The organism is Pseudomonas sp. GW821-FHT04C07 (genome assembly GCF_059420325.1).
The window spans coordinates 62,151-84,319 of record NZ_JBWKTM010000020.1; the positions used below are offsets into that span (position 1 = coordinate 62,151).

Genomic DNA, 22,169 nt, shown 5'->3' on the forward strand with positions numbered 1-22,169 from the left:
CGCAATTGAATAAACTGACGCATTCAAACCAAGCCTGACCATTACAACTAAAAGGAAACACGATGGCGGATGACATCTTGCAACAGGGTGAGCTCAAGCGGGGGTTGAAAAATCGTCATATTCAGCTGATCGCATTGGGCGGAGCGATTGGCACCGGACTGTTTCTGGGCTCCGCCGGCGTGCTCAAGTCGGCCGGGCCGTCGATGATCCTCGGCTATGCGATTGCCGGGTTTATCGCCTTTCTGATCATGCGTCAGCTGGGAGAGATGATCGTCGAGGAACCCGTGGCGGGCTCCTTCAGCCACTTTGCCCACAATTACTGGGGCGGTTTTGCCGGTTTCCTGTCCGGCTGGAACTACTGGGTGCTGTATGTGCTGGTGGGCATGGCGGAGCTGACGGCCGTTGGCAAATACGTGCAGTTCTGGTGGCCCGAGGTGCCGACCTGGATCAGTGCGGCGGTGTTCTTCGTATTGGTTAACCTGATCAACACGATGAACGTCAAAATCTTCGGCGAAATGGAGTTCTGGTTCGCGATCATCAAGGTCGTGGCGATCATCGGCATGATTGCCCTGGGCTGTTACATGCTGGTCAGCGGCACCGGCGGCCCGCAGGCCTCGGTGAGCAACCTGTGGAGCCATGGCGGCTTCTTCCCCAATGGCACCAACGGTTTGCTGATGGCGATGGCGTTCATCATGTTTTCATTCGGCGGCCTGGAGCTGGTCGGCATCACCGCCGCTGAAGCCAGCGAGCCGAGGAAGATCATTCCCAAGGCGATCAATCAGGTGGTTTACCGCGTATTGATCTTCTACGTCGGTGCGCTCACCGTGCTGCTGTCGCTGTACCCATGGGACCAACTGCTACAGACATTGGGCGCTTCCGGCGATGCCTACAGCGGCAGTCCGTTTGTGCAAATTTTCGCCTTGATCGGCAGCAACACCGCGGCGCAAATCCTCAATTTTGTGGTGCTCACCGCGGCGCTCTCGGTCTACAACAGCGGCGTCTACTGCAACAGCCGTATGCTCTACGGCCTGGCGGAACAGGGCGATGCCCCCAAGGCGCTGATGAAGCTGAACAAACAGGGCGTACCGTTACTGGCGCTGGGTATCTCCGCGTTGATCACCATGTTGTGCGTGCTGGTCAACTATGTCGCCCCGCATGAAGCGCTTGAGTTGCTGTTCGCGCTGGTGGTCGCCTCGTTGATGATCAACTGGGCGCTGATCAGCCTGACTCACCTGAAGTTTCGCAAGGTCATGGGCCAACGCGGCATCGTGCCAGGCTTCAAGGCATTCTGGTCGCCTTACACCAATTACCTGTGCCTGGCCTTCATGGCCGTGATCATTTACGTGATGCTGTTGATTCCAGGGGTACGTGCGTCGGTCTACGCCATCCCGGTCTGGGTGCTGATCCTGTTCGTGTGCTACCGAATTCGGTTAGCCAGGACTCGCTCGTTGTCGGTCGCTCAATAGCCTTCAACCAGACGATAAAAAGCCCCGGCATTCGGTGAATGCCGGGGCTTCTTTTATTGTGGGTCAGAGGGTGGAACGCACTCGCCACAACTCCGGAAACAATACCGTGTCGAGCATCTTGCGAAGATAGCCGACGCCTTCAGTGCCGCCTGTGCCCGGTTGAAAACCAATGATCCGTTCAACGGTCGTGACATGCCGGAAGCGCCATTGACGGAACGAGTCTTCCAGATCGATCAGCTTCTCCGCCAACTGGTAGAGATCCCAATACCGCGAAGGATCGGTGTACACCACACGCCAGGCGGCTTCGACCGAGGCGTCATGAACGGTCGGGTTGGCCGGGTCGCGCTCGAAGCGCTGCGGATCAATCGCCAATCCTGCGCTGACCATCAACCGAATCGCTTCGTCATACAACGAAGGCGTGGCAATCGCCTTTTCAAGCTCTGCCAACAACTCGGGACGGTGAGCATGCGGACGCAATAGCGTTGCACTCTTGTTGCCCAGAATGAATTCGATCTCGCGGTATTGAAACGACTGAAAGCCCGATGACTGGCCCAGAAATGGCCGGATCGCGTGATACTCGGTGGGGGTCATGGTCGCCAGCACCGTCCAGGCATGCACCAGCTGATCGAAGATCCGCGAGACCCGCGCCAGCATCTTGAATGCCGGCGGCAGCTCACCCAGCCTGACGTGTTCGCGGGCGGCCTTGAGCTCATGCAGCATCAGCTTCATCCACAGCTCGGACGTCTGATGCTGGATGATGAACAGCATCTCGTTATGGTCCGGGGACAAGGGATGCTGGGCGTTGAGAATCTTGCCCAGGTCCAGGTAGTCGCCATAGCTCATGGTGTCGGAAAAATTCAGTTCGGCGTTATGCCATTCATCTGTCTGGTTGGCCGGCGAATAGGGACATTGGCTCATCGAACAGACTCCTCACGTTGCAGTGGATTGAGTGGACGCAGGACCGCCCTGACCGGACTGGCATCCAGGTTGGCAAAGCGCAGCGGCAAAGCGATCAATTCATAGTCCCCTTCCGGGACGTCATCGAGCACGATGCCTTCCAGGATAGCCATGCCATGCCGGGCCACCGCATTGTGCGCATCCATGGTTTTGGATTGTTGAGGGTCCAGTGACGGCGTATCGATACCGATCAACCGCACGCCCAGGCTTGCCAGCAGGTCGACGGTTTCTTTGGCGACAGCGGTGAAGTCCGGATCCCAGGAGGTTAGCGGCGCTTGTCGATAGGTGCGCAGCAGGACGCGTTCAGGCAGGTCTTGCAAGCGACCTTCAAGCTGTTCAGGGTGCACCAGCCGGCCGCTGTCCAGGCAATGCAACACGCGGCACGGACCGATATAGACATCCAGCGACACATCGCCAATGGCTGCTCCGTCAGCGCTGTAATGCAGCGGCGCATCGACATGGGCACCCGTGTGAGGAGACAGAGTGATGCGCCCGACATTCACCGGGCACTCTGGCCCGAACGTCCAGACGCGCTCTTCTTGAAAAGGTGTATCACCCGGCCAGGTGGGTGTAGCGGTGCTCAAGGGCGGACTTATATCCCACCACGACATTGTTTCTTTCATTGCAAAGCTCTCGGCCTGTTCTGAAGTGAATGATACGAGTGATACCTGTGAATATTCTTGCGAAATCCTTCGGGAACGCCCAAGTATTTCGCACATATTGCTAAGAATCAGGCGTTTACCGGGCAGAAATTTCAATCAGCGAAATCGACTTCCGAACGGTTCATTCAAACGCCTGCTTCCATCCTTCGAGCATTACAACGATGCTCGAAGGCCACTGCGTTTCTGGATAGCTCAGTGTCGAGTACAGACAACTGACGCCTCGCCAAGCCCTATAGGGTGCGACTTCAGTTCTCCCTACCGTCCGGAGTCATCATGTCCAAACCGATTACCGTCCTGCGCGATACTCACCCGTTGCCAGTGCTCGATGCCTGCAAATGGGAAAAACTCGAAGGCGACCCGCACACCGTCAACCTCAACGCCTACACCAGCGAAGACGGCAGCAAGATCATGGGCACCTGGATCTGCACACCGGGCAAATGGCGAGTTGAGTACGTGAAGTGGGAGTACTGCCATTTTCAGGAAGGCTACTGCGTGATCACCCCGGACGGTATGGCGCCGATCCATCTGCGGGCGGGTGATATTTTCGTCGTGGAGCCGGGGATGACAGGCACTTGGGAAGTGGTCGAGACAGTGCGCAAGTATTTCGTGTTTGCCTGAACCTGACACGAATATTTGTGGCGAGGGATCGCCGCTTCGAAAAAAACCGAGAGCCCACCCGACGTGGGCTCTCGGAAAACCCCTTACTGGGGTTTGCGATAGCTGTTGATGATCGCCGAGAAGTCCTTGTCCCCTTCCCCACGCTGACTCATCGCCTGATACAACTGCTGGGCTACTGCACCAAGCACCACCGGCTGGTGCGCCTGACGCGCCGCTTCAGTGGCCAGGCCCAGATCCTTGAGCATCAGCTCGGCATGGAAACCGCCGGTATAACCGCGCGACGCCGGCGCCGTTTCGACAATGCCTGGCCATGGGTTGTACATCTCCGAACTCCAGCAACGCCCGGTTGAACTGTTGATGACTCCGGCCAGCACCTGGGTGTCGATCCCCAGTGCGTCACCCAACGCCATGGCTTCGCTGACGCCGACCATGGAAATCCCCAGCAGCAGGTTGTTGCAGATCTTGGCGATTTGCCCGGTGCCGACTTCACCGCAACGAACGATGTTGCGGCCCATTTGCGCCAGCACCGGTTGCAGGATGGCGAACAATTCCGGCGTAGCGCCAACCATGAAAGTCAGAGTCCCAGCCTGTGCACCGCCGGTACCACCGGATACCGGTGCATCGGCCATGGCCACGCCTTGCTTGGCCGCAGCAGCCGCCACATCGCGGGCGGTCTGCGGGTCGATGGTGCTGCAATCCACCGCCGGAACACCCTTGGCAATCCCGGCCAATACGCCGTCTTCATCCAGCCAGACGCTACGTACATGGGCAGCCGCCGGCAACATGGTGATGACCAGTTCGCTGCCTTGAGCCGCTTCACGAGGTGAAGTGCTGATGGTGCCACCCAACTGTGCCAGTTCGGCGAGCACGGTTTGGTTCAGGTCGAACAGGTTCAGCGCGTGGCCGGCCTTGATCAGGTTGCGCGCCATCGGCGCGCCCATGTTGCCCAGACCGATAAATGAAATTTTCATGTTCTTCTCCTCGATCAGCGCAAGTGAATGGTGGTGTTCACACCATCGTTCACGCTGTCATCGTCGAACCAGCGACTGGTGACCGTCTTGGTCTGAGTGTAGAACTGAACCACTTGTTTGCCGTACGGACCGAGGTCACCGAGCTTGGAGCCACGCGAACCGGTAAAGCTGAAGAATGGGACCGGCACTGGAATCGGGATGTTGATCCCGACCTGACCGACATCGATCTCGTTCTGGAATTTACGTGCCGCCGCGCCGCTCTGGGTGAACAGACCGGTGCCGTTACCGAACGGGTTGCTGTTGACCAGGGCGATCGCTTGATCAAGGGTGTCGACTTCCATCACCACCAGCACAGGGCCGAAGATTTCCTGGGTGTATATCTGCATCTCGGGGGTCACGCCAGAGAACAGGGTCGGGCCAATAAAGTTGCCCTGTTCGAACCCCGGAACCTTGATGTCACGGCCATCGAGTTCCAGCTTCGCGCCTTCCTTGATACCGCTTTCGATCAGGCCCAGAACGCGCGCCTTGGCCTTCTTGGAGATCACCGGGCCAACATCGGTACCCGGCTCGCTGCCGGCATTCACTTTGAGTTTTTGCGCCAGTGCCTTGAGGTCCGGCAGCCATTGCCTGGCCGCGCCTACCATCACCACGACTGAAGTGGCCATGCAACGCTGACCGGCCGCACCGAAACCGGCGCCGACCAAGGCGTTGAGGGCTTGTTCGCGATTGGCATCGGGCAGCACCACCGCGTGGTTTTTTGCGCCCATCATCGACTGCACACGCTTGCCGTGTTTGCCGGCCAGATCGTAGACGTGAGTACCGACCGCGGTCGAACCGACAAACGACACGGCTTTGATGTCTTTGTGGGTGCACAGCGCATCCACTACATCCTTGCCGCCGTGCACCACGTTAAGCACGCCCGGCGGAATCCCGGCTTCCAGCGCCAGCTCCACCAGCAACATGGTCGACATCGGGTCCTGCTCGGAAGGCTTGAGGACGAAGGTGTTGCCGCAGGCGATGGCCATCGGGAACATCCACAGTGGAATCATCGCCGGGAAGTTGAACGGGGTAATCCCGGCGCAGACGCCGATTGGCTGGCGCAGGGTGTAGGTATCGACACCACCGGCGACGTTCTCGGCAAACTCGCCCATCTGCAAACTGCCGATGGAGCACGCGTGTTCGACCACTTCCAGACCACGGAAAATATCGCCTTCAGCGTCAGCGATGGTCTTGCCCTGCTCGGCACTGAGCACTACCGCAATGCGTTTGGAGTGTTCACGAATCAACGCTTGAAGCTTGAGCATGATGCGCATCCGCGCGCCGATCGGCGTCAGCTTCCAGGTCTGGAAGGCGCGATGGGCGGCGCTGATGGCGGCGTCGACTTCAGCGGCGGTAGCGAACGGGACTTTGGCCAGCACTTGCTGGGTGGCCGGGTTGACGATGTCGTGCCACTCGGTGGTCTGCGACTCGACCCATTCGCCGTCGATCAGCAGCTTGACCCGTTGCAGGGTGGTTTCGTCTGGCGTGAGAGATACGTTCATGATGGTCTCCTGGCTTCTTGTTATTGAAGTGGGTTGCTGTGCAGGGAGCCAAGGCGTTTTGTCGCCTTGAGATGAGGCGGTGTCCCGAGTTGGTTGTCGGACTGTTTTTGGAGTATAGATGTGCAAACTTCTAATAAGAACGCACATAAAAGCCGGTCTAACATGCAAAAAAACATCACGTCTTTGGGCTCATTGAACTGGGATGACCTTAAGTTTTTCCTCGAGGTCGCCCGTACTCGCAAGGCCAGCACGGCCGCCAAACGCCTGGCGGTGGACTACACCACCGTGTCGCGGCGCATCAGCTCACTGGAAGGGGCGCTGGGGACGTTGCTGTTCGAGAAGTCGCGGACCAACGGCTTTGTGCTGACCGCCGAAGGTCAGCGCTTGCTGGGTTACGCCGAGTCGATCGAAAGCACGCTGCACATGGCCTGCGAGCAGGTCTCGGGCTCTGGCGTGGCGCTGTCGGGTCATGTGCGCATGGGCTGTACCGAAGGGTTCGGCAGCTTCTTTATCACCCCGCAGCTGAGCCATTTCGTCGACACCTACCCGGCGATTTCGGTGGACATCCTGCCGCTGCCGCACTTCATCAGCCTGTCCAAGCGTGAGGCGGATATCGTCATCGCTCTGGAACGCCCGGAACACGGCCCGTACGTGTGCTGCAAACTCTGCGACTACCGTTTGCAGCTGTATGCGACCCAGGATTATCTCGACAAACACCCACCGATCCGCCGCCCGACAGACTTGGGCAAGCACCAGTTCATCAGCTATGTCGACGATCTGGCGTTCAGCTCGGAGCTGCTTTACCTGGCCAACGTACTGCCCGGCGCCAGCGCCAACCTGCGCAGCACCAGCGTGATCGCTCAGTATGTCGCCGCGCAGCAGGGCCGCTCACTGGCGATTCTGCCGTGCTTCCTCGCCGCGCAGGACTCGCGTCTGCTGCCGGTGCTGCCGGAGGAAATCAACATCACCCGGCAGTTCTGGATGTACTGCCGCGAGGATCTGCGCAAGCTCAAGCGGATTACCTTGTTGTGGGATTACATCCGCAGCGTGACCGAGCAGAATCAACACTTGTTGATGGGCGAAACCCGGTCGATGGTGTTCGCGGACTGACTGTTCTTCAAGGAATCAGGTAGCGGAATCGTAACGACGCGAGGCACTCCATTGCAATGACTTGTGACACGGGTTGTGACAACACTTTTGACACCAACGTTGTGCGCTTCGCTCACGGTGCAGCGGGGCTGCGGAACGTCATGCATTCCTATTCAAAATGAGTGATGGAAATCTCGCCATATTGACCCGTGCCGACCCGTGCAAAGCGTCTGGTAAAGGACTACATTATTGTGGCCCACACCACTTCGAGGCGTGAATGCCATACACAGTTGCCGTCTCATTCGACCGGTTTTACGAGAATATAAATCTGGCAGGCAATCATCGTGAAACTGCGAACAGGCGCCGTGATGACATCATTGCCAAACTGAGCAAGTCATTCGATATCCTCGACAGTTTCAGCACCGGGTCCATTCCAAAGTACACCGCCCTGAAGCAGCATGCAGATTTGGACGTGATGGTTGTTTTGCATTATGGAAAGCATATCCAGAACAAAACACCGACTCAGGTGCTGCAATCCATTCGTGACGCGTTGGCCGAGTGGAGAACTGGAGCACGTCGCAATGGGCAAGCAGTCACGCTTCACTACAAAACATGGCCGAATGTAGACATTGTGCCGGTAAGTAGAACAGCGAACGCCGACGGTTCCGTCTCGCATTACAACGTGCCGGATTCAAACACCGACAGTTGGATTAAATCACGTCCAAAGTCTTTTGCGTCAACCATCGAAGCAAAGTCTGTTGAGTGTGGAAGTAACTTCAGACGAATCATCAAAATGATCAAACATTGGAATCGTTTTCATGGTGATTTTCTTAGTAGTTACCACATTGAAGTGCTGGCGATAAAAGTTTTCAGCGGGTATCTGGGTGATATGCCGTGGAATGTATTCCAGTTTTTTGTAGAAGCTCGAAATCTGCTAGTTAGCTTCCTCTGGTATGACACGGGGTTTGCCGATGACTATTTGTCTTGGGCTGATCGACAGGAAGTGCTCAAGCGATTTGACAAAGCAATCGAAAAAAGTCGAACGGCTTGGTTCAATACATTTATGCCTAACGACGACCACAAGACTGCCATCGAACTTTGGCAGCAAATTTTCGGTAACGAGTTCCCGAACTATGGATAACTTACATGCCTCGCTTTGATCCAATTCGCAAAAGCTACTATGACTCCGTTGAAGCTGCTGATACAGCTTCCGACTGGTTGTTTTATGGTGGTGCGTCGCTTTCCTTTGCTGCTTTGTTTGTGGATCGGGAAAAATACCCCGAACCCTACGATGCAATTTTGATTGCTTATGTCGTATTTGTCCTTGCGATTTTTATAATCGGGCTGGTTTCCCGTCTGTATCTAATACCAAGGGCAGAGGATAAACGGCGTCAGGATTTTTTCAGCAATGCTTGTGGTATAAATCTAACTCATCAAAAAACGGATGGATATTACAATAACGACTTTATTGATCCGATCAAGCGAATGGCTGCACAGGCACTTGAAAATAGTCACTTCAGTAAAGCGATCACATTGCGAATGGTGAAGGTAGAGCGGGCAAAAATTGCAATTTATACAATCTTGTGGCTGGCTTGTTTATTGTATAGACGCAGTGACCTTGGAGTCGTGCTCGCTGCAACACAGGCCGTATTTAGTGAACAGATATTGGCGAAGTGGTTTCGACTTGAATGGTTGCGGATGCGTTATGAAAGGACTTTCGACGATGTTTACAACTTATTCCAGTCCCAACCGCCGGTGGAACAGTTTAATGCAATGGCTCTGACCTCATTTTCAATGTATGAAACAGCCAAGGCTAACGCAGCAGTTACCTTATCCTCGAGGGTTTTTGATAAGTTGAACCCATCGTTATCCAAAGAGTGGGACAAGATCAAGGCAGCGTTAAAAATTTGACCATTTACGTCTGACCACTCCACAGCCCTGCCAATATAAAATTGGTATTTGCTGCAGATCCGCATGTTGACGTCGATGAATCCTCGAGTGAACATGGCGTCTGCGTTCAAATCTAATCCCACCTACTGTGGGGACGATGTTGTCGTGCGTATTCGCAGAGTCGTGAGCCTCGATTCATAACGTCCGCGTTAATAGCTAGTTGGTTTGAGTTTTGGTAAGATTTCTAAATAAAATCGTATGTGCATGGCTATCAGGCTGGAAGGAATCGATCAGTGAGTGAAAGTTACCCAAAGTATTTTTATAAGTATCGTACTATTTCAAGCGCTATTGATTTGTCGAGAGATTATGCAATTGATGCACTGCTAAATAATCAAGCGATTTTTTCTAGCAGAAGAAACTTTAACGATCTTTTTGATTCGAAGATAGAACTAGTTAAGCCAGTGCCAAGAGAATTTAAGGAGATTAAGTCTATTGTTGGCAAAGAGGATAAGCAACTCTTGTCTGAGTGTGTACATAAAGGAAGGTTTACGGCCAAGGGACTAGAAGTCAAACGTGGTGTAGAAAAATCCTTCAATGAACTAATAGATAGTTATGCGTTTTTGTCGGTTTCGAATAACCCTGTCAGCAATTTAATGTGGTCGCATTATGCTGACTCTCATAAGGGGTTCTGTATTGAATTTAAGTCGGAGTTTATGAAAGCTGAGAAAGTAACTTATCAACAAAGCATTCCAAAACTCAATACGATAGATTTCTATCGTCATTATTTTAAGATTCATGATGGCGAGGCATTAGGTCATCAAATTTGGCGTGCGTTAAGAACAAAGCTTGATGAGTGGGAGTACGAGCCTGAATACAGATTTCACGCTAGTAACGCTATGGGGCGTATACCCAAGGGTAAGAATTTTATCAAAGTACCGTATAACGATAAATTTGTAGAATCGATTATTTTTGGTTGCCGGATGCAAGATGATGTAAAAAAATTCATCATGAGACATATGCCGGGAACAGTAAAATTTAAGCAGGCCGTGGCAAGAACGAGCACTGTGGAAATAATAAACATCTGAATGTTGTCTAGTGCGACGTATAGATATCAACCATCTTTGTCGGCGTTAATTTTCTTGGCTCTTCGCCTCAGCGTCACGACCTTGCTTCACATCGGGATGTTCCTGATTTCCGGGTCGGAAATATAATTTGGCGAAGTACCATTGGAAACTGGGATTTAAGATCTAGGTATCAAGCCTGGTGCGAGCGGCCCAAAGAGAGCCGTTCCCAAAATAGAAATAACAGATGCCTCCTAAGAGTCTCTGCCACTGACTCAGATAACCTTGTTCCAATGACGTTTGACTGTAGCGATACCGATCTTGAGGTCTGTTGCTACCTCAGCTTGTGTCATGTCCTTGGCCTTGAGGCGTTGCACGTCGAATGTTGTGTCGAGTGCTTCAGGGCGCCCCAGCTTCTTACCCTCAGACTTGGCCCGTGCTAAACCAGCTTGTGTACGTTCAATCAGGAGGTCGCGTTCGAACTCAGCTACAGCACCCAACACTTGCATGGTCATCTTGCCTGCTGCACTGGTGAGGTCAACGCCACCAAGGGCCAGGCAGTGAACACGGATACCACTCGACTCCAGATGTTCAACTGTAGCGCGTACATCCATAGCGTTACGTCCAAGACGGTCAAGCTTGGTAACGATCAGGACATCTCCCGATTCCATCTTATCTAACAACTTCTGGAAGCCGGGGCGCTCCTTCGCCGCGATGCTACCTGAGATAGTTTCTTCCACTACACGACTCGCCTGTACGTCGAAGCCAGCGCTTTTCACCTCCTGCAACTGGTTTTGTGTGTGTTGGGATTGGGTCGAGCAACGTGCGTATAGGAAAGTGCGTGACATGGTGAATGACCCCGGCGGTATCAACAAACGTAGCATCACTGCATCAAGGTATCATTAATTTACCAAAGCTAATTTGTTGATGCGTGATACCGCCTGTCTGAAACGTATCGTTTAACGGTCGTTTGTTGATATCCAGTTGTGCTTGCGTAGATCGCTATAATCACCTGTTGATGGTTTATGCCCATAAGCTATGATGGCGAAGTGATCACTAATATCTAGCGAAGGTTGAAATGGAAGGCACGATACTTGGCATTGACAATGGCACCCAAATCGTGGCAATCAAGACAGCCACCGGCTCAAGATGTTATTTCCCTATGAGCGAGTGGAAAGGGATTTCCCCTCCGGAAGTTGGTATGGAGGTCGATTACGATTCGACTAGTGAGGGGCAAGCCAGCATCGTGTATCCAACGGGCAAAAAACTCCCACTGGTCAATGACGTAAAGCCACCTAAGACTAAGACTGCGACAACCCTATTAGCACTTTTTCTAGGCGGGATTGGTGCCCACAAGTTTTATTTGGGCACATGGGGTTGGGGGATTTTGTATTTGATCTTTTGCTGGACATATATTCCGCTGCTTTTTTCAGTAGTCGAAACTATCATGCTTATCAGGCAAACAGATGAAGAGTTCCAGCAGAAGTATGAGGCGATAGACGGGCCATTCGGGTTTATGGATTGATCAATCCATTTGCCCATCGTTTGACGGCAAGTCCGGTGGAGGCTAGGTTGGTGTAGTAATGATGCAGCCAAGAACCTATTGAAAGCCTTGCTTATTCATCCTCTTTTCGATACCGTTGTTGGTACTGGCTTACTCACTACCTTGGGGCTTCTTGGCTGAGGCGTATTAAACAATTTACCCGTGTTGCCGGACGCAATACCCATGTCCGACAGTCACGATACTAATGCAAACTTAGAGAGTGAGCTTTCTGGCATCACCTACGACCTATGGTTTAGGTTTAACACAACAACAAAGCCAGTGCCTTTACAGCGTGAGCTGTTAGCTGACTCGTCCTTACTGACTACCCTACTGAAATAGTCACGGGTAAATAAATGAATGAAATGAATGCCCGTATATAAAATAGATATTGCTCACAGGCTAGCCTGTGGTGTCAGATTCCAGATGACCTACGGTCAAAGCTTTAGCACGGTGGAACGGCGTAGCCGTAGCGTTAACACCCTTAAGTAATATCACTATATTTGTATTAAGTTATTTTATATCAATTTAAATTAATATTTAATTATAAGGTCTACCTTCAGGCTTTCAGCCTTGATCGTGCTAACCCGTGAACGGACGCTCACAATAGTAGTAAGCACCACAGGCTAGCCTGTGGATAGTAATCATCTTTGAATGTTGATGGATTTATTAATCCATTCCATCAGTCTACCTCTTCAATAGGATCAGCTTTAAACTGTACTAACCTTATGGCTTCGCCATCTCGTGTTCAACTCGAGAGGTTCCCTCTCTATATAGTCCCGGACTATCTCCCAGATTCAGATGGCGGCTTCTAGCTCCTGTGCGTAGTACGCATCAACGAAGTCCACCTCGACCCGTAGGGAGTCACGCACCTGTGGATTTCTCTCCAAGTACATCAGCATGCCTTTCAGGGCGAATCTAGCGCACTGTGCGATCAGAGCGACTTGAGACTTGCTCATTCCCGTCAGTTTCTCCACAGCGGCTGTGCTAATGGCTGGAAGCTTTACAGCTGCGTAGACATGGGCAGGGTTAACATTAAGCCTGCCTTTGCTGTCACCGGCTACGACGTAGCACGCACCAACAACGTAATCTTCAACCCAGTTTTGTTGGGGAAGGTCGTACATCTTCAGGTCAGGCTGCACATCTGCCAATGCAATGTGACGATGGACAAGGTTCACTAATACAGTTGGTGGTCGCGTTACTCGCTTGAGAGCTACAACGTTACGCTCGGGTGGCGAGTCGCTGCTTACGTCGTTGGCTGGTGTCAGCAGGCGTAGCGCATCTTCCTGCTGCTCAGGAGTGAGTGTGGGCTTTAAGGCTGGCAATCTACCAGTGCCGGTCTCGTAGTCCGAAGGTCCATCCAGTACAGAAGGCTTGCTCTCAAAGATTTCGCCGGTCTCTGGGCTCACCACAAAGCCGTGGGTGTGAATCAAAGGTTCTGTTGCAGATTTGGCGCGTGTGTACTCCATTATTCTTGTCTCCTGTTCAAGTTCATTTCATTGGCGTTACCTCGGTATTGCCGGTTTGTTAATTTCAATATTTTGTTGAGGGTGTGTTTTGCCTGATATCAGCAATTACACCCCCGTATATCCTGGCTGAAACCCATGTAAAAACACCCATCCTGTAGGGTTGCTAGGGGTAGGCTTTTTTACATGGATTTAGACCAGCAAATAGTGGCTCTAGCTGCGAGACTGTAACAACTCAAGAAACGCAGGGCTGACACTCGCTAGCTCTCCGGCGTCTACCAAAGTGCCGTTTCTGGATCGTAGCCTGGCCCGCTTATCATATTTAGCCAAAATGGCATCGGACACTCGTATTGCTCGATACTTGGCGATAAGTCTCGGCTTGACGCTTGAGCAAATAATTTTTACGATCAGATTTGATTCTTTGTCTATAACGATGTAGTTCGACATTTTCTATTTCTCCTTGTGTTGTTTTGTGTTGGCGTTTACCTCTAATTGGTTGTGCCTGTGAATTTTTTGACGCAGCAACTGGCTAGTAATGGCCGATGCAGTGCAGGCGAGTTAGGTAGAGTCGATGTGCATTTGTACCTCCGTATGTTGAATTTTTGGCAAAAAAATACCGACACGTTGGTCGGCATCATTGGCAGTATTCTCTCTACAAAGTAGTATTGAACTCAGCTATTCGATGTCGTCGACCTCAATGTTGGTGTTGCTTGGATTGCGTTTGTCATGGGGCTTCTCATGATCTGCTGTGACCGTCAGGTGGTGGTCAACCAAAATTCAGGCGTTAAAAAACCTCCTGCGATTTCTGGGCGATTTGTTCACACCATGGTCGCGTAGAGGCTTCTAATTTGTCTGTTCTGCCCACTGAGGCAGGAGGCAGATTCTACACGAACCCTATATAAAAAAGCAACCCCCAGGTATTGACATTTACGATTGCCAAGTTTGGAAAACTTCTTTCAGCGAGAGAGAAAAGCATTTGCTTAGTCCAGACAGCCATGTAAACCCGTAAACATTGGGCTGGACGGAAGTTCGTACTAAGAACATGACGAATCCAGTGCAGGTTATGCTCGGGTTTATCGACGGTTTCTAACGAGTTTTCGGTGCCGCCAATAGCCCCCAACAACACAGTCACTGACCACCGCCAACGAACAATTCCACAAGCATCTCCGCGATGGTATCAATGGGTACCCCTGAACCGTAGACATCAAAAGTAATCGTGCCCGACGCATGCCCCATCACAGCCTGTGCGTAAGCCGTAGGAACTCCCTTGGCTTGCATCAAGGACGCCAGCGAGTGTCGCATGGAATGGAACACCAAGCCGGGACCAAAGGATTCCCCAAGGGCCGCAGGGATTGCCTGTTGGTTAGCCCACTCTCCGCCTGTCTTGTAACCAATCTGAGCTAATGAGTCCGATCCACTGAGCTTGCACGCCTCGACGTACCGCAAGAATGCTGCGAGGTCGAAATCGTAAGCGCCGTCAGTCAGTGGCACCAGACGCTCACTGCGTTTGTTCTTGATTGACTTGCCTTCGCCTGCTTCGTTGATATGGATAACAGTGATACCCGACTCAAGCGTCAGGACATCACCTACCGTCAGCTGTGAGATTTCATTGAGGCGCCCACCAGTGATAGCCCCGATACTCAGCAGCCAACGCTTCCATGATGTCTCAGGCAACGTATTGGAGTAAGCCACCAGTTTGCCTACCTGGTCCTGAGTGAACGCCTTACGGCTCGATTCAGTGCCCTTCGTGAGCTTCAGTTTCTTGTCGTAAGACTTGGATATGTGAGCATTTTCAACTGACCATGCGAGGACTGCCGAGAGCTTCACGATCAGCTTATTGACCGTTGAGGGCATGCGGCCATCTGCAAGACGATCACGCAAAGCCACGAGGTCAGCCCGTGAGTGCGTCCGCATGTCCAACTCACCGAGAGCCGCAGAGATTGTCCCGTGGCAAATCTTTGTTTCCTTCAGGGTCGATGCTTTCTGATCTTGCCCACGGTCGGCCAAGTAGAGACCCGAGAGAGTCTCAAAGGTCATAGCTGGGGCCAATACAGATAGAGACACTGGGACGTCCGCTACTGACTTCATGAGTTGTGTAGAGCCGCCCACAAAGCCAGAGTGGCTATCATGCAATCCGCCCCACACCTGCGTAACGTCGCCATCACGTCCAGACTCAAACAGCTCAGACGAGACAATACGGAAATGCTCCTTCAGCTTGTCCCAAGAGGCGTCTGGGTTCTCCAAGTGAAAGGCCCTGACGAACCCCGTAAGCTGATCTGCGGCATCCATCGCCGCCCTTCTATTGCTGGTCTTCAGGGAAACCGAAGCGAGATCGGTGGTGCTACCTGTAGCCCTGAGACGCATGTAGTAAATACCGTTGCGTCGGTAGTGATACGGCTTGGCAAGTCTTGTCGTCGGCCTCACAGGAAACGTAAAACTTGTAACGCTGCTTGATACAGCAGATCGAGCTTCAAGAGTGTTCATGACGGTTAGCCCCTGTATTCATTGGGTTAACCTGATTTCCTTGAAGTTCTGGATGTACTGCCGGGAGGATCTGCGCAAGCTCAAGCGGATTACCTTGTTGTGGGATTACATCCGCAGCGTGACCGAGCAGAATCAACACTTGTTGATGGGCGAAACCCGCTCGATGGTGTTCGCGGACTAATCCGCGCTCACTACAATCGACGCTCGGCGGTTTTCGGTACGCCCCCAACCGTATCGTTAGACGCTACAGGTTTAGCGCCTGGTTTGAACATGGGCGACAGGGTGCTCCGCCCCCGCGGTGTACTGCCCGCCTCGGGAAAGGCGTTTGGCTTGACACATTGCCCCATCGGCAGCATCGAGCAGGGTGCCTGGAGTAATGCCATGATCGGGATAGATGGCAATCCCGATACTGAGTGAGGTCAAGACTGAGGTATTGCCCGGCAACGGGATCGGCATGTCCATGCTGGCAATGATCTTGTCGGCAATGCGCTCGGCGTCCTCGTACTTGTGCAGGGGCGTCAGCAGAATGGCAAATTCGTCACCGCCCAGACGCGCGACAAGGTCATCGTCGCGTAACTGCGCTCTGACCCGCGTCGCAACGGCAACCAATACCGCATCACCGGCTGCGTGCCCAAAATTATCGTTGATGCCTTTAAACCGGTCACCGTCGAGAAACAACACCGCGACCCGCTCATCGAGCTTGTTCGCACTGCGCAATGCGCGGATCAGCCGGCCCTCGAAAAACGCCCGATTCGGCAGGCCGGTGAGGCTGTCATGACTGGCCTGGTGGGCCAGCGTTTCGTTTTCGTTTTGCAGATTCGTTTGCCAGGCTTCCATTTCATCGAGCAAGGCATTGATGTCGTTACCCAGACTATTCAGCTCGGCAATCTCGGTCGGTGGCACGCGCTGATCGAAAGCTCGCTCGCTGCGGGCAGCATGGGCCACACTGGCCAGACCGCGCAGCGGGCCGATGACCCCTCGAAGCTGACGTCGTGCCAGATGCAGGGCAATCCAGGCACTCAGGGCGGTGCACAACACAATGCCGGCCAGACCACTGAGCAGAAAACGCAACAGGCTGCCGCCATGACCGGTGAGCAGGATGCTGCCGATTTCCCGCCCCTGATGGAGGATCGGCAGAGTGATCGGTTTTTCCAGAAAGGTCTGGGCTATCTGCGTTTCTAACTCAGAGAGCAACCCGGTTGCCGGTCGCTGCCAACGCGCCAGCAACCGCCCGTTCTCGCCAAAAACCTGCGCGTCTGCCACCTCTTCCATGGAGGCGATCAACGCCAACGCTTCAGTCACCGCGACCTTGTCGTCGAACACCACTGCAGCTTCCACGGTGTAGTTGATCGAGCGAGCAATCAGATGCAGGTTGTGATCGGCATAAACGCGCAAGGCCAGCCCCCCAAGCAGGGTCAAGGAAATGCTGGCCAGGCCCACCGCTACCAACGCGACGATCAAATGCCCGCGGCCAATGACCGAGCGCAAGGTCGGAGGGTTATCGAGCTTGAATAAACTCATGGGCCCGCTATGCCGGTCGGCGTTTCTGGCGGAGCAAAAGCGAGGGAGGTCAACAAACAGAGAATGGTCGAGAGCAGTAACTGCCTCCAGCCAGAAATGCGTTCTGTCGTCGCGTCCATGCTCGGATTCTCGATGATCGTTACAAGGTGATGCTGCAACGATAGCATAGCCAGTGAAATGCTCACGAAACAGCATTTATAGATAGGTGCCTAATTGTTTAGAGAAACATGAAGTAACGATTTGAGCTTTCCTATTCTTCCCAGCCTCGCGTCCTGCCTACCATCGACACCAACGTGACCTGTGGCCGCCAAGCGGCCGTAATAATAATAAAAGCTGACAGCGATGCAGTGAGAACGGATCCCCAGAGATCCGGCTCATGAAAACCTTTTACTACTGCCATAACAGCCCGATTCGGTCATGTGCCGCCTCGAGCCTTGAGTAGTTGAAGGAATCGCGGAGGTTCACCAATGAAACTGGAAATATTCCGTACCCTCTGGGGCTATACCGCAAGCAAGGCTCAGGCTCTCGATGAGTTACTGAAAGCCGGCTTCGACGGCATGGAGGCCCGCCTGCCGCTTGATGTCAGTGAGCGAGCCGAGTTCGGCGCCTTTCTACGGGCCAATCGACTCGGTTACATCAGTACGGTTTTTACCGCCTATGACGTGTTGCCGGAACAATCCGCGCCGCCCACCGAACACCTTCTTGATCTGGACAAAAAACTCGCCTGGGCCGCCGAGCTCAATCCTCGCTTCGTCAATGTTCTGGCCGGCAATGACCGCTGGCCACTGGCGCAGCAGGTGGAGTTCTTCGGCCAGGCCATGACGCTTGCGCGCAAGCACGGGCAAGTCTGCAGCTTCGAAACCCACCGTTCACGCTCACTGTTCAACCCCTGGCTGACCCTTGAGTTGATTCGGCAGCTGCCCGACTTGCTGTTCACCAGCGATATCAGCCATTGGGTCGTCACCTGCGAACGCTTGTTGAATGACCCGGCGGATGACCTGAGTGCCTTCGTCGAACGCGTGCACCATATCCAGGCCCGGGTCGGGTATGACCAGGGTCCACAGGTTCCCCATCCCGCGGCCCCTGAGTACGCCCGGGAACTGGCCTTCCATCAACAGCACTGGGAAGCCATCTGGCGCTCCCAACAGGCTCGTGGCTATCAGGTCAGTACCCTGACGCCAGAGTTCGGCGCCGACGGCTATTTGCATCACCTGCCCTTCACCAATGTGCCGGTTGCCGACCTGTGGTCGCTGAATGTCTGGATGGCTAGAACAGAGCGCGAACACTTCGATCGCTTCAACCACTCAACTCTCTCGTGAGGTTTTGCGTCATGCCTGAGAAGATCAATAACAGCCCGGCCCAAGCTAACTTCAAAAGCATTCCGGTGGTGGATATCGCCGGTTTGTTCAGCATCGAACGGGAACATCGCCTGGCCGTCGCTGAACAGCTCGGGGTGGCCGCCAGTGAGGTCGGCTTTCTCTACATCACCAGCCACGGCATTGAGCCGCAGCTGATCGCCAACTTGCGCCAGGCAGCCAGGGACTATTTCGATCAGCCCTTCGCAACCAAGATGCAGCACTACATCGGCGCCTCGCAGACTCATAAAGGTTATGTCCCGGAAGGCGAAGAGGTTTACGCCAAGGGCAAACCGGATCACAAAGAAGCCTTCGATATCGGCTTCGAAGTCCCGGTAAACGACCCGCTGGTGCTGGCCAACACCCCGCTGCTCGGGCCAAATGAATGGCCGCTGCTGCCAGGTTTCAAGGAAGCAGTGCAGGCCTACTACGCTGCGATCTTCGACCTCGGTCGACGGCTGTTCGGTGGCTTCGCCCTGGCATTGGGCCTGGAGGAAGACTATTTCGACAGCATGGTCACCCGACCGCCCTCAAAGCTGCGGTTGATCCACTATCCCTTCGACGACGCGGTCCAGGATGCACCCGGTATTGGTGCGCACACCGACTATGAGTGCTTCACCATTTTGCTGGCTGACAAACCGGGGCTGGAGGTGATGAACAACCTCGGCCAATGGATCGATGCGCCGCCCGTTCCAGACGCTTTCGTGGTGAACATCGGCGACATGCTCGAAGTCATGACCGCGGGTGCGTTCGTCGCTACCGCGCACCGTGTGCGCACAGTCAGTGAAGAGCGCTACTCCTTCCCGCTGTTCTACGCCTGCGACTTCCATACCCAGATCAAACCGCTGCCCGGCTTTGCCAAAACCGAGCACGAGTACGAGCAAATCACCATTGGTGAACACATGTACGGCCAAGCCTTGCAGACATACCAATACCTGCGCAAGCGGGTAGAAAATGGCGAGATCCAGCTTCCAGAAAAGGCCCGCAAGCCGTCGAGCTTCGGACATTTGAAAAACCAGGCGCAGCCTTCCTGAAACCCTGTCGTCGGCCACTACTTCCCTACCCTGGAGTCACCGAACATGTTCACTAAAAACACCGCATCCTGCCTGACCCTGCTTGCCGCCGGCCTGCTTTGCGCCACCGCCAGCTTTGCCACAACCACCGCGACACCGGGCCAGTTAAAAATCGGCATGGAAATCACCTACCCGCCGTTCGAATCCTATGACAGCCAGAAGAATATTGTCGGCTCCGATCCGGAACTGGCTCAGGCCCTGGCCAAGCAGATGCAAGCCAAGGCAGAGTTCGTCGATACCAAGTTCCCTAATCTGATTTCCGGCCTGAACTCCGGGCACTATGACGCGATTATCTCCGGCATGTACATCACGCCCGAGCGTCAGACTCAAGCCATGACCATTGGCTACGCCGTGACTGGCGCGGCAATCATGGCGCCGAAAGACAGCGGTCTGAATGCGCAAACCCCTGAGGACCTCTGCGGCCTGAAAGTCGGCCTGGAACAAGGCACCACCTGGGTCGCTCAATTGAAGAAACTCTCCACCGAATATTGTGTGCCGAACAACAAGGGCGCCATCACTGTCAGCGAGTTCCCGTCGGCACCGGAAGTGACCCAGGCCCTGCTGTCGAAAAACATCCAGGCCCAGATGGAAATCGCCGGCGCGGCGAAGATGATCGCCGAGCACACCAGTGGCCGCGTAGTGGTCACCAGCGAGCATCTGGTCTATCCGCAAACCCTCGGCATCTTCGTCAAGAAAGGCAACAACGACACCTATCAGGCGCTGCTCAAAGCGTTTGATGAAGCCAAAAAAAGCGGTGATTACGCGGCTATCCTGAAGAAGTACAACCTGGAAGAAGCGTCTAACTAAGGCTACGCCCCTTCGCGAGCACGCGCCTACAAAAACACCGCTCCCCATGCGGGAGCGGCTTACCCGCGAAGATTTCAATGCGGTTTGAGGTACTTATGCAATTCGATTGGACGTACTTTTTCTCCCTGTTTGCAGAGTCCGCCTTCTGGCAAGCCTGCGTCACCGTGATCGAACTCAGTTCGCTGGCCTGGTTCATCGGCATGTTGCTGGGTTTTCTCCTGGCCTCGGCCAAGTTGTCTGCTTCGGCCTGGCTTAAAATACCGGCGGCCGTTTATATCTGGTTCTTTCGCAGCATCCCGCTGCTGGTGCTGGTGGTGTTCGTCTACAACCTGCCGCAATTGTTTCCGATGACCGGCTCGGTACTGTCCAATCCGTTCTACTCCGGGTTGTTCGCGCTGGTGATAACCGAAGCGGCGTATATGGCAGAGATCCATCGCGGCGGCCTGATTTCGGTGGCCAAGGGTCAGAAAGAAGCCGGGCGGGCGCTGGGTGTCGGCTTTCTGGGCTTGCAGCGTTTGATCGTGATACCTCAAGCCTTTCGCATTTCCCTGCCCACGCTGATCAACGAATACATCACCGTGGTGAAACTGACATCGCTGATCTCGGTGATCTCCCTGACGGAACTGCTCACCGTCGGCCAGCGCCTGTACGCGCAAAACTTCCTGGTGATGGAAACCCTCGGCGCGGTAGCGGTGTATTACGTATTTATCGTGAGCGTGTTCGGCTGGTTTTTGCACCGACTGGAACGCTATCTGGATCTGAACCAACGCAAACCACAAACCCTCGACGAAACTGCCGTGGCCCGACTCAAGGCACAAATCCCACCGCTGATTGCCACTACCGGCCTTCCAGCCATCCACGGTGCAGCACCGGTTCTGCAATTGGAAAAGATCCACAAGCGCTATGGCAATCACGAGGTGCTCAAGGGCATCGACCTGAAGGTCGGCAGTGGTCAGGTAATCTCGATCATCGGCCCGTCAGGCTCGGGCAAAACTTCGTTGATCCGTACTATCAATGGCCTGGAAAGTATTGATCAAGGTGAGATCAAGCTGTTCGGCGAAAGCTTCATCAGCCACGATGACACTCCCAACAGCGCCCGGGTTCGCACTGGCGTGCGGCATATCGGGATGGTTTTCCAGAACTTCAACCTGTTCCCCCATCGCTGCATTCTCGACAACATAACCCTGGCACCGCGCTACCACGGCAGCGCCAAGCCCTTGAGCGAACAACGCGCGTATGCACTGCTGGATAAGGTCGGGCTGCTGGCCCACGCACACAAATACCCGCATCAGCTTTCTGGTGGCCAGCAACAACGGGTAGCGATTGCCCGAGCATTGGCCATGGAGCCGAAGATCATGCTGTTCGATGAGCCGACTTCGGCCCTCGATCCGGAGCTGGTGGGCGACGTATTGAACGTGATTCGCGATTTGGCGAAGGAAGGTATGACCATGCTGATCGTGACCCACGAGATGGACTTCGCGATGTCGATTTCTGATCGGGTGATTTTCATGGAAGGCGGGAATATTCAGCTGGATGCAAGACCACACGCCATACGCAATGAGCAGGCCGGGGAGCGGGTCCGACGCTTCATGGGCCTGCCCTCCCAGGAAATGCTGCTGGTGGCGGAGTAGTCGTCGCAGGAATTGGCCAGGTCTTTGTGGCGAGAGG

At 54.0% G+C, this 22,169-nt stretch carries 19 protein-coding genes and 1 pseudogene; 12 read left to right on the forward strand and 8 right to left on the reverse strand.

Features of this window, described 5'->3' with window-relative positions; translation table 11 throughout:
- Nucleotides 1-62: 62 nt before the first annotated feature.
- On the forward strand, nucleotides 63-1,466 hold the full coding sequence (locus AC07UI_RS27470) for an amino acid permease (RefSeq protein ID WP_494995446.1): 1,404 nt from the start codon (nucleotides 63-65) through the stop codon (nucleotides 1,464-1,466).
- Between the two features lie 63 nt (nucleotides 1,467-1,529).
- Here the strand turns inward: AC07UI_RS27470 and kynA are convergent, their stop codons facing one another.
- Together kynA and kynB are read right to left on the reverse strand one after the other, a co-directional pair.
- Nucleotides 1,530-2,384, reverse strand: a complete 855-nt coding sequence (gene kynA / locus AC07UI_RS27475) for a tryptophan 2,3-dioxygenase (RefSeq protein ID WP_494995447.1) — start codon at nucleotides 2,382-2,384, stop codon at nucleotides 1,530-1,532.
- A complete protein-coding gene (kynB, locus tag AC07UI_RS27480) occupies nucleotides 2,381-3,046 on the reverse strand; it encodes an arylformamidase (protein WP_494995448.1) in 666 nt (221 codons plus the stop codon). The genes kynA and kynB overlap by 4 nt, the downstream gene beginning before the upstream one ends.
- Before the next feature lie 312 nt (nucleotides 3,047-3,358).
- Here kynB and AC07UI_RS27485 point away from each other — a divergent pair, with 312 nt between their 5' ends.
- Nucleotides 3,359-3,703, forward strand: a complete 345-nt coding sequence (locus AC07UI_RS27485; protein ID WP_494995449.1) for a cupin domain-containing protein — start codon at nucleotides 3,359-3,361, stop codon at nucleotides 3,701-3,703.
- Between the two features lie 83 nt (nucleotides 3,704-3,786).
- Here AC07UI_RS27485 and mmsB read toward each other — a convergent pair whose 3' ends face one another.
- Nucleotides 3,787-4,674 carry a 3-hydroxyisobutyrate dehydrogenase gene (gene mmsB, locus AC07UI_RS27490; protein WP_494995450.1) on the reverse strand — a complete coding sequence of 296 codons (888 nt, stop codon included), beginning with the start codon at nucleotides 4,672-4,674 and terminating at the stop codon, nucleotides 3,787-3,789.
- A gap of 14 nt (nucleotides 4,675-4,688) precedes the next feature.
- Nucleotides 4,689-6,215: a CoA-acylating methylmalonate-semialdehyde dehydrogenase gene (locus AC07UI_RS27495; RefSeq protein WP_494995451.1), complete on the reverse strand. Its 1,527-nt coding sequence runs from the start codon at nucleotides 6,213-6,215 to the stop codon at nucleotides 4,689-4,691.
- Between the two features lie 162 nt (nucleotides 6,216-6,377).
- Between AC07UI_RS27495 and AC07UI_RS27500 the strand changes: the two genes are divergently transcribed.
- The 4 genes from AC07UI_RS27500 (at nucleotide 6,378) to AC07UI_RS27515 (ending at nucleotide 10,279) form a co-directional block, all read left to right on the forward strand.
- A complete protein-coding gene (locus tag AC07UI_RS27500; protein WP_494995452.1) occupies nucleotides 6,378-7,325 on the forward strand; it encodes a LysR family transcriptional regulator in 948 nt (315 codons plus the stop codon).
- Nucleotides 7,326-7,581: 256 nt separating this feature from the next.
- Nucleotides 7,582-8,445 carry an SMODS domain-containing nucleotidyltransferase gene (locus AC07UI_RS27505; protein ID WP_494995453.1) on the forward strand — a complete coding sequence of 288 codons (864 nt, stop codon included), beginning with the start codon at nucleotides 7,582-7,584 and terminating at the stop codon, nucleotides 8,443-8,445.
- A 5-nt stretch (nucleotides 8,446-8,450) separates the two neighbouring features.
- Entirely contained in the window at nucleotides 8,451-9,215 is a 765-nt protein-coding gene (locus AC07UI_RS27510; protein WP_494995454.1) for a hypothetical protein, read from the forward strand.
- Nucleotides 9,216-9,487: 272 nt separating this feature from the next.
- Nucleotides 9,488-10,279 carry a DUF2971 domain-containing protein gene (locus AC07UI_RS27515; protein WP_494995455.1) on the forward strand — a complete coding sequence of 264 codons (792 nt, stop codon included), beginning with the start codon at nucleotides 9,488-9,490 and terminating at the stop codon, nucleotides 10,277-10,279.
- A gap of 251 nt (nucleotides 10,280-10,530) precedes the next feature.
- Here AC07UI_RS27515 and AC07UI_RS27520 read toward each other — a convergent pair whose 3' ends face one another.
- Nucleotides 10,531-11,103, reverse strand: a complete 573-nt coding sequence (locus AC07UI_RS27520; RefSeq protein ID WP_494995456.1) for a recombinase family protein — start codon at nucleotides 11,101-11,103, stop codon at nucleotides 10,531-10,533.
- Between the two features lie 230 nt (nucleotides 11,104-11,333).
- Between AC07UI_RS27520 and AC07UI_RS27525 the strand changes: the two genes are divergently transcribed.
- Nucleotides 11,334-11,780, forward strand: a complete 447-nt coding sequence (locus tag AC07UI_RS27525; RefSeq protein WP_494995457.1) for a TM2 domain-containing protein — start codon at nucleotides 11,334-11,336, stop codon at nucleotides 11,778-11,780.
- A gap of 812 nt (nucleotides 11,781-12,592) precedes the next feature.
- On the opposite strand, the gene AC07UI_RS27530 is transcribed toward AC07UI_RS27525, so the two are convergent.
- Together AC07UI_RS27530 and AC07UI_RS27535 are read right to left on the reverse strand one after the other, a co-directional pair.
- Nucleotides 12,593-13,264, reverse strand: a complete 672-nt coding sequence (locus tag AC07UI_RS27530) for a hypothetical protein (RefSeq protein ID WP_494995458.1) — start codon at nucleotides 13,262-13,264, stop codon at nucleotides 12,593-12,595.
- Between the two features lie 1,125 nt (nucleotides 13,265-14,389).
- Complete coding sequence (locus AC07UI_RS27535; RefSeq protein ID WP_494995459.1) at nucleotides 14,390-15,745, reverse strand: tyrosine-type recombinase/integrase; 1,356 nt, start codon at nucleotides 15,743-15,745, stop codon at nucleotides 14,390-14,392.
- 34 nt (nucleotides 15,746-15,779) lie between these two features.
- Between AC07UI_RS27535 and AC07UI_RS27540 the strand changes: the two are divergent.
- A pseudogene (locus AC07UI_RS27540) lies at nucleotides 15,780-15,926 on the forward strand (LysR family transcriptional regulator); the annotation flags it as partial.
- Nucleotides 15,927-15,997: 71 nt separating this feature from the next.
- Here the strand turns inward: AC07UI_RS27540 and dgcN are convergent.
- Nucleotides 15,998-17,266, reverse strand: coding sequence for a diguanylate cyclase DgcN/YfiN (gene dgcN / locus AC07UI_RS27545; protein ID WP_494995460.1), 1,269 nt, complete (start codon nucleotides 17,264-17,266; stop codon nucleotides 15,998-16,000).
- 467 nt (nucleotides 17,267-17,733) lie between these two features.
- On the opposite strand from dgcN, the gene AC07UI_RS27550 reads away from it, so the two are divergent.
- From AC07UI_RS27550 to AC07UI_RS27565, 4 genes are all read left to right on the forward strand, one after another.
- The gene (locus tag AC07UI_RS27550; RefSeq protein WP_494995461.1) at nucleotides 17,734-18,585 is read left to right on the forward strand and encodes a sugar phosphate isomerase/epimerase family protein; all 852 of its coding nucleotides are present in this window, start codon (nucleotides 17,734-17,736) and stop codon (nucleotides 18,583-18,585) included.
- 11 nt (nucleotides 18,586-18,596) lie between these two features.
- Complete coding sequence (locus AC07UI_RS27555) at nucleotides 18,597-19,655, forward strand: isopenicillin N synthase family dioxygenase (RefSeq protein ID WP_494995462.1); 1,059 nt, start codon at nucleotides 18,597-18,599, stop codon at nucleotides 19,653-19,655.
- Nucleotides 19,656-19,700: 45 nt separating this feature from the next.
- Complete coding sequence (locus AC07UI_RS27560; protein ID WP_494995463.1) at nucleotides 19,701-20,501, forward strand: ABC transporter substrate-binding protein; 801 nt, start codon at nucleotides 19,701-19,703, stop codon at nucleotides 20,499-20,501.
- Between the two features lie 95 nt (nucleotides 20,502-20,596).
- Nucleotides 20,597-22,132, forward strand: a complete 1,536-nt coding sequence (locus AC07UI_RS27565; protein ID WP_494995464.1) for an amino acid ABC transporter permease/ATP-binding protein — start codon at nucleotides 20,597-20,599, stop codon at nucleotides 22,130-22,132.
- Nucleotides 22,133-22,169 lie beyond the last annotated feature (37 nt).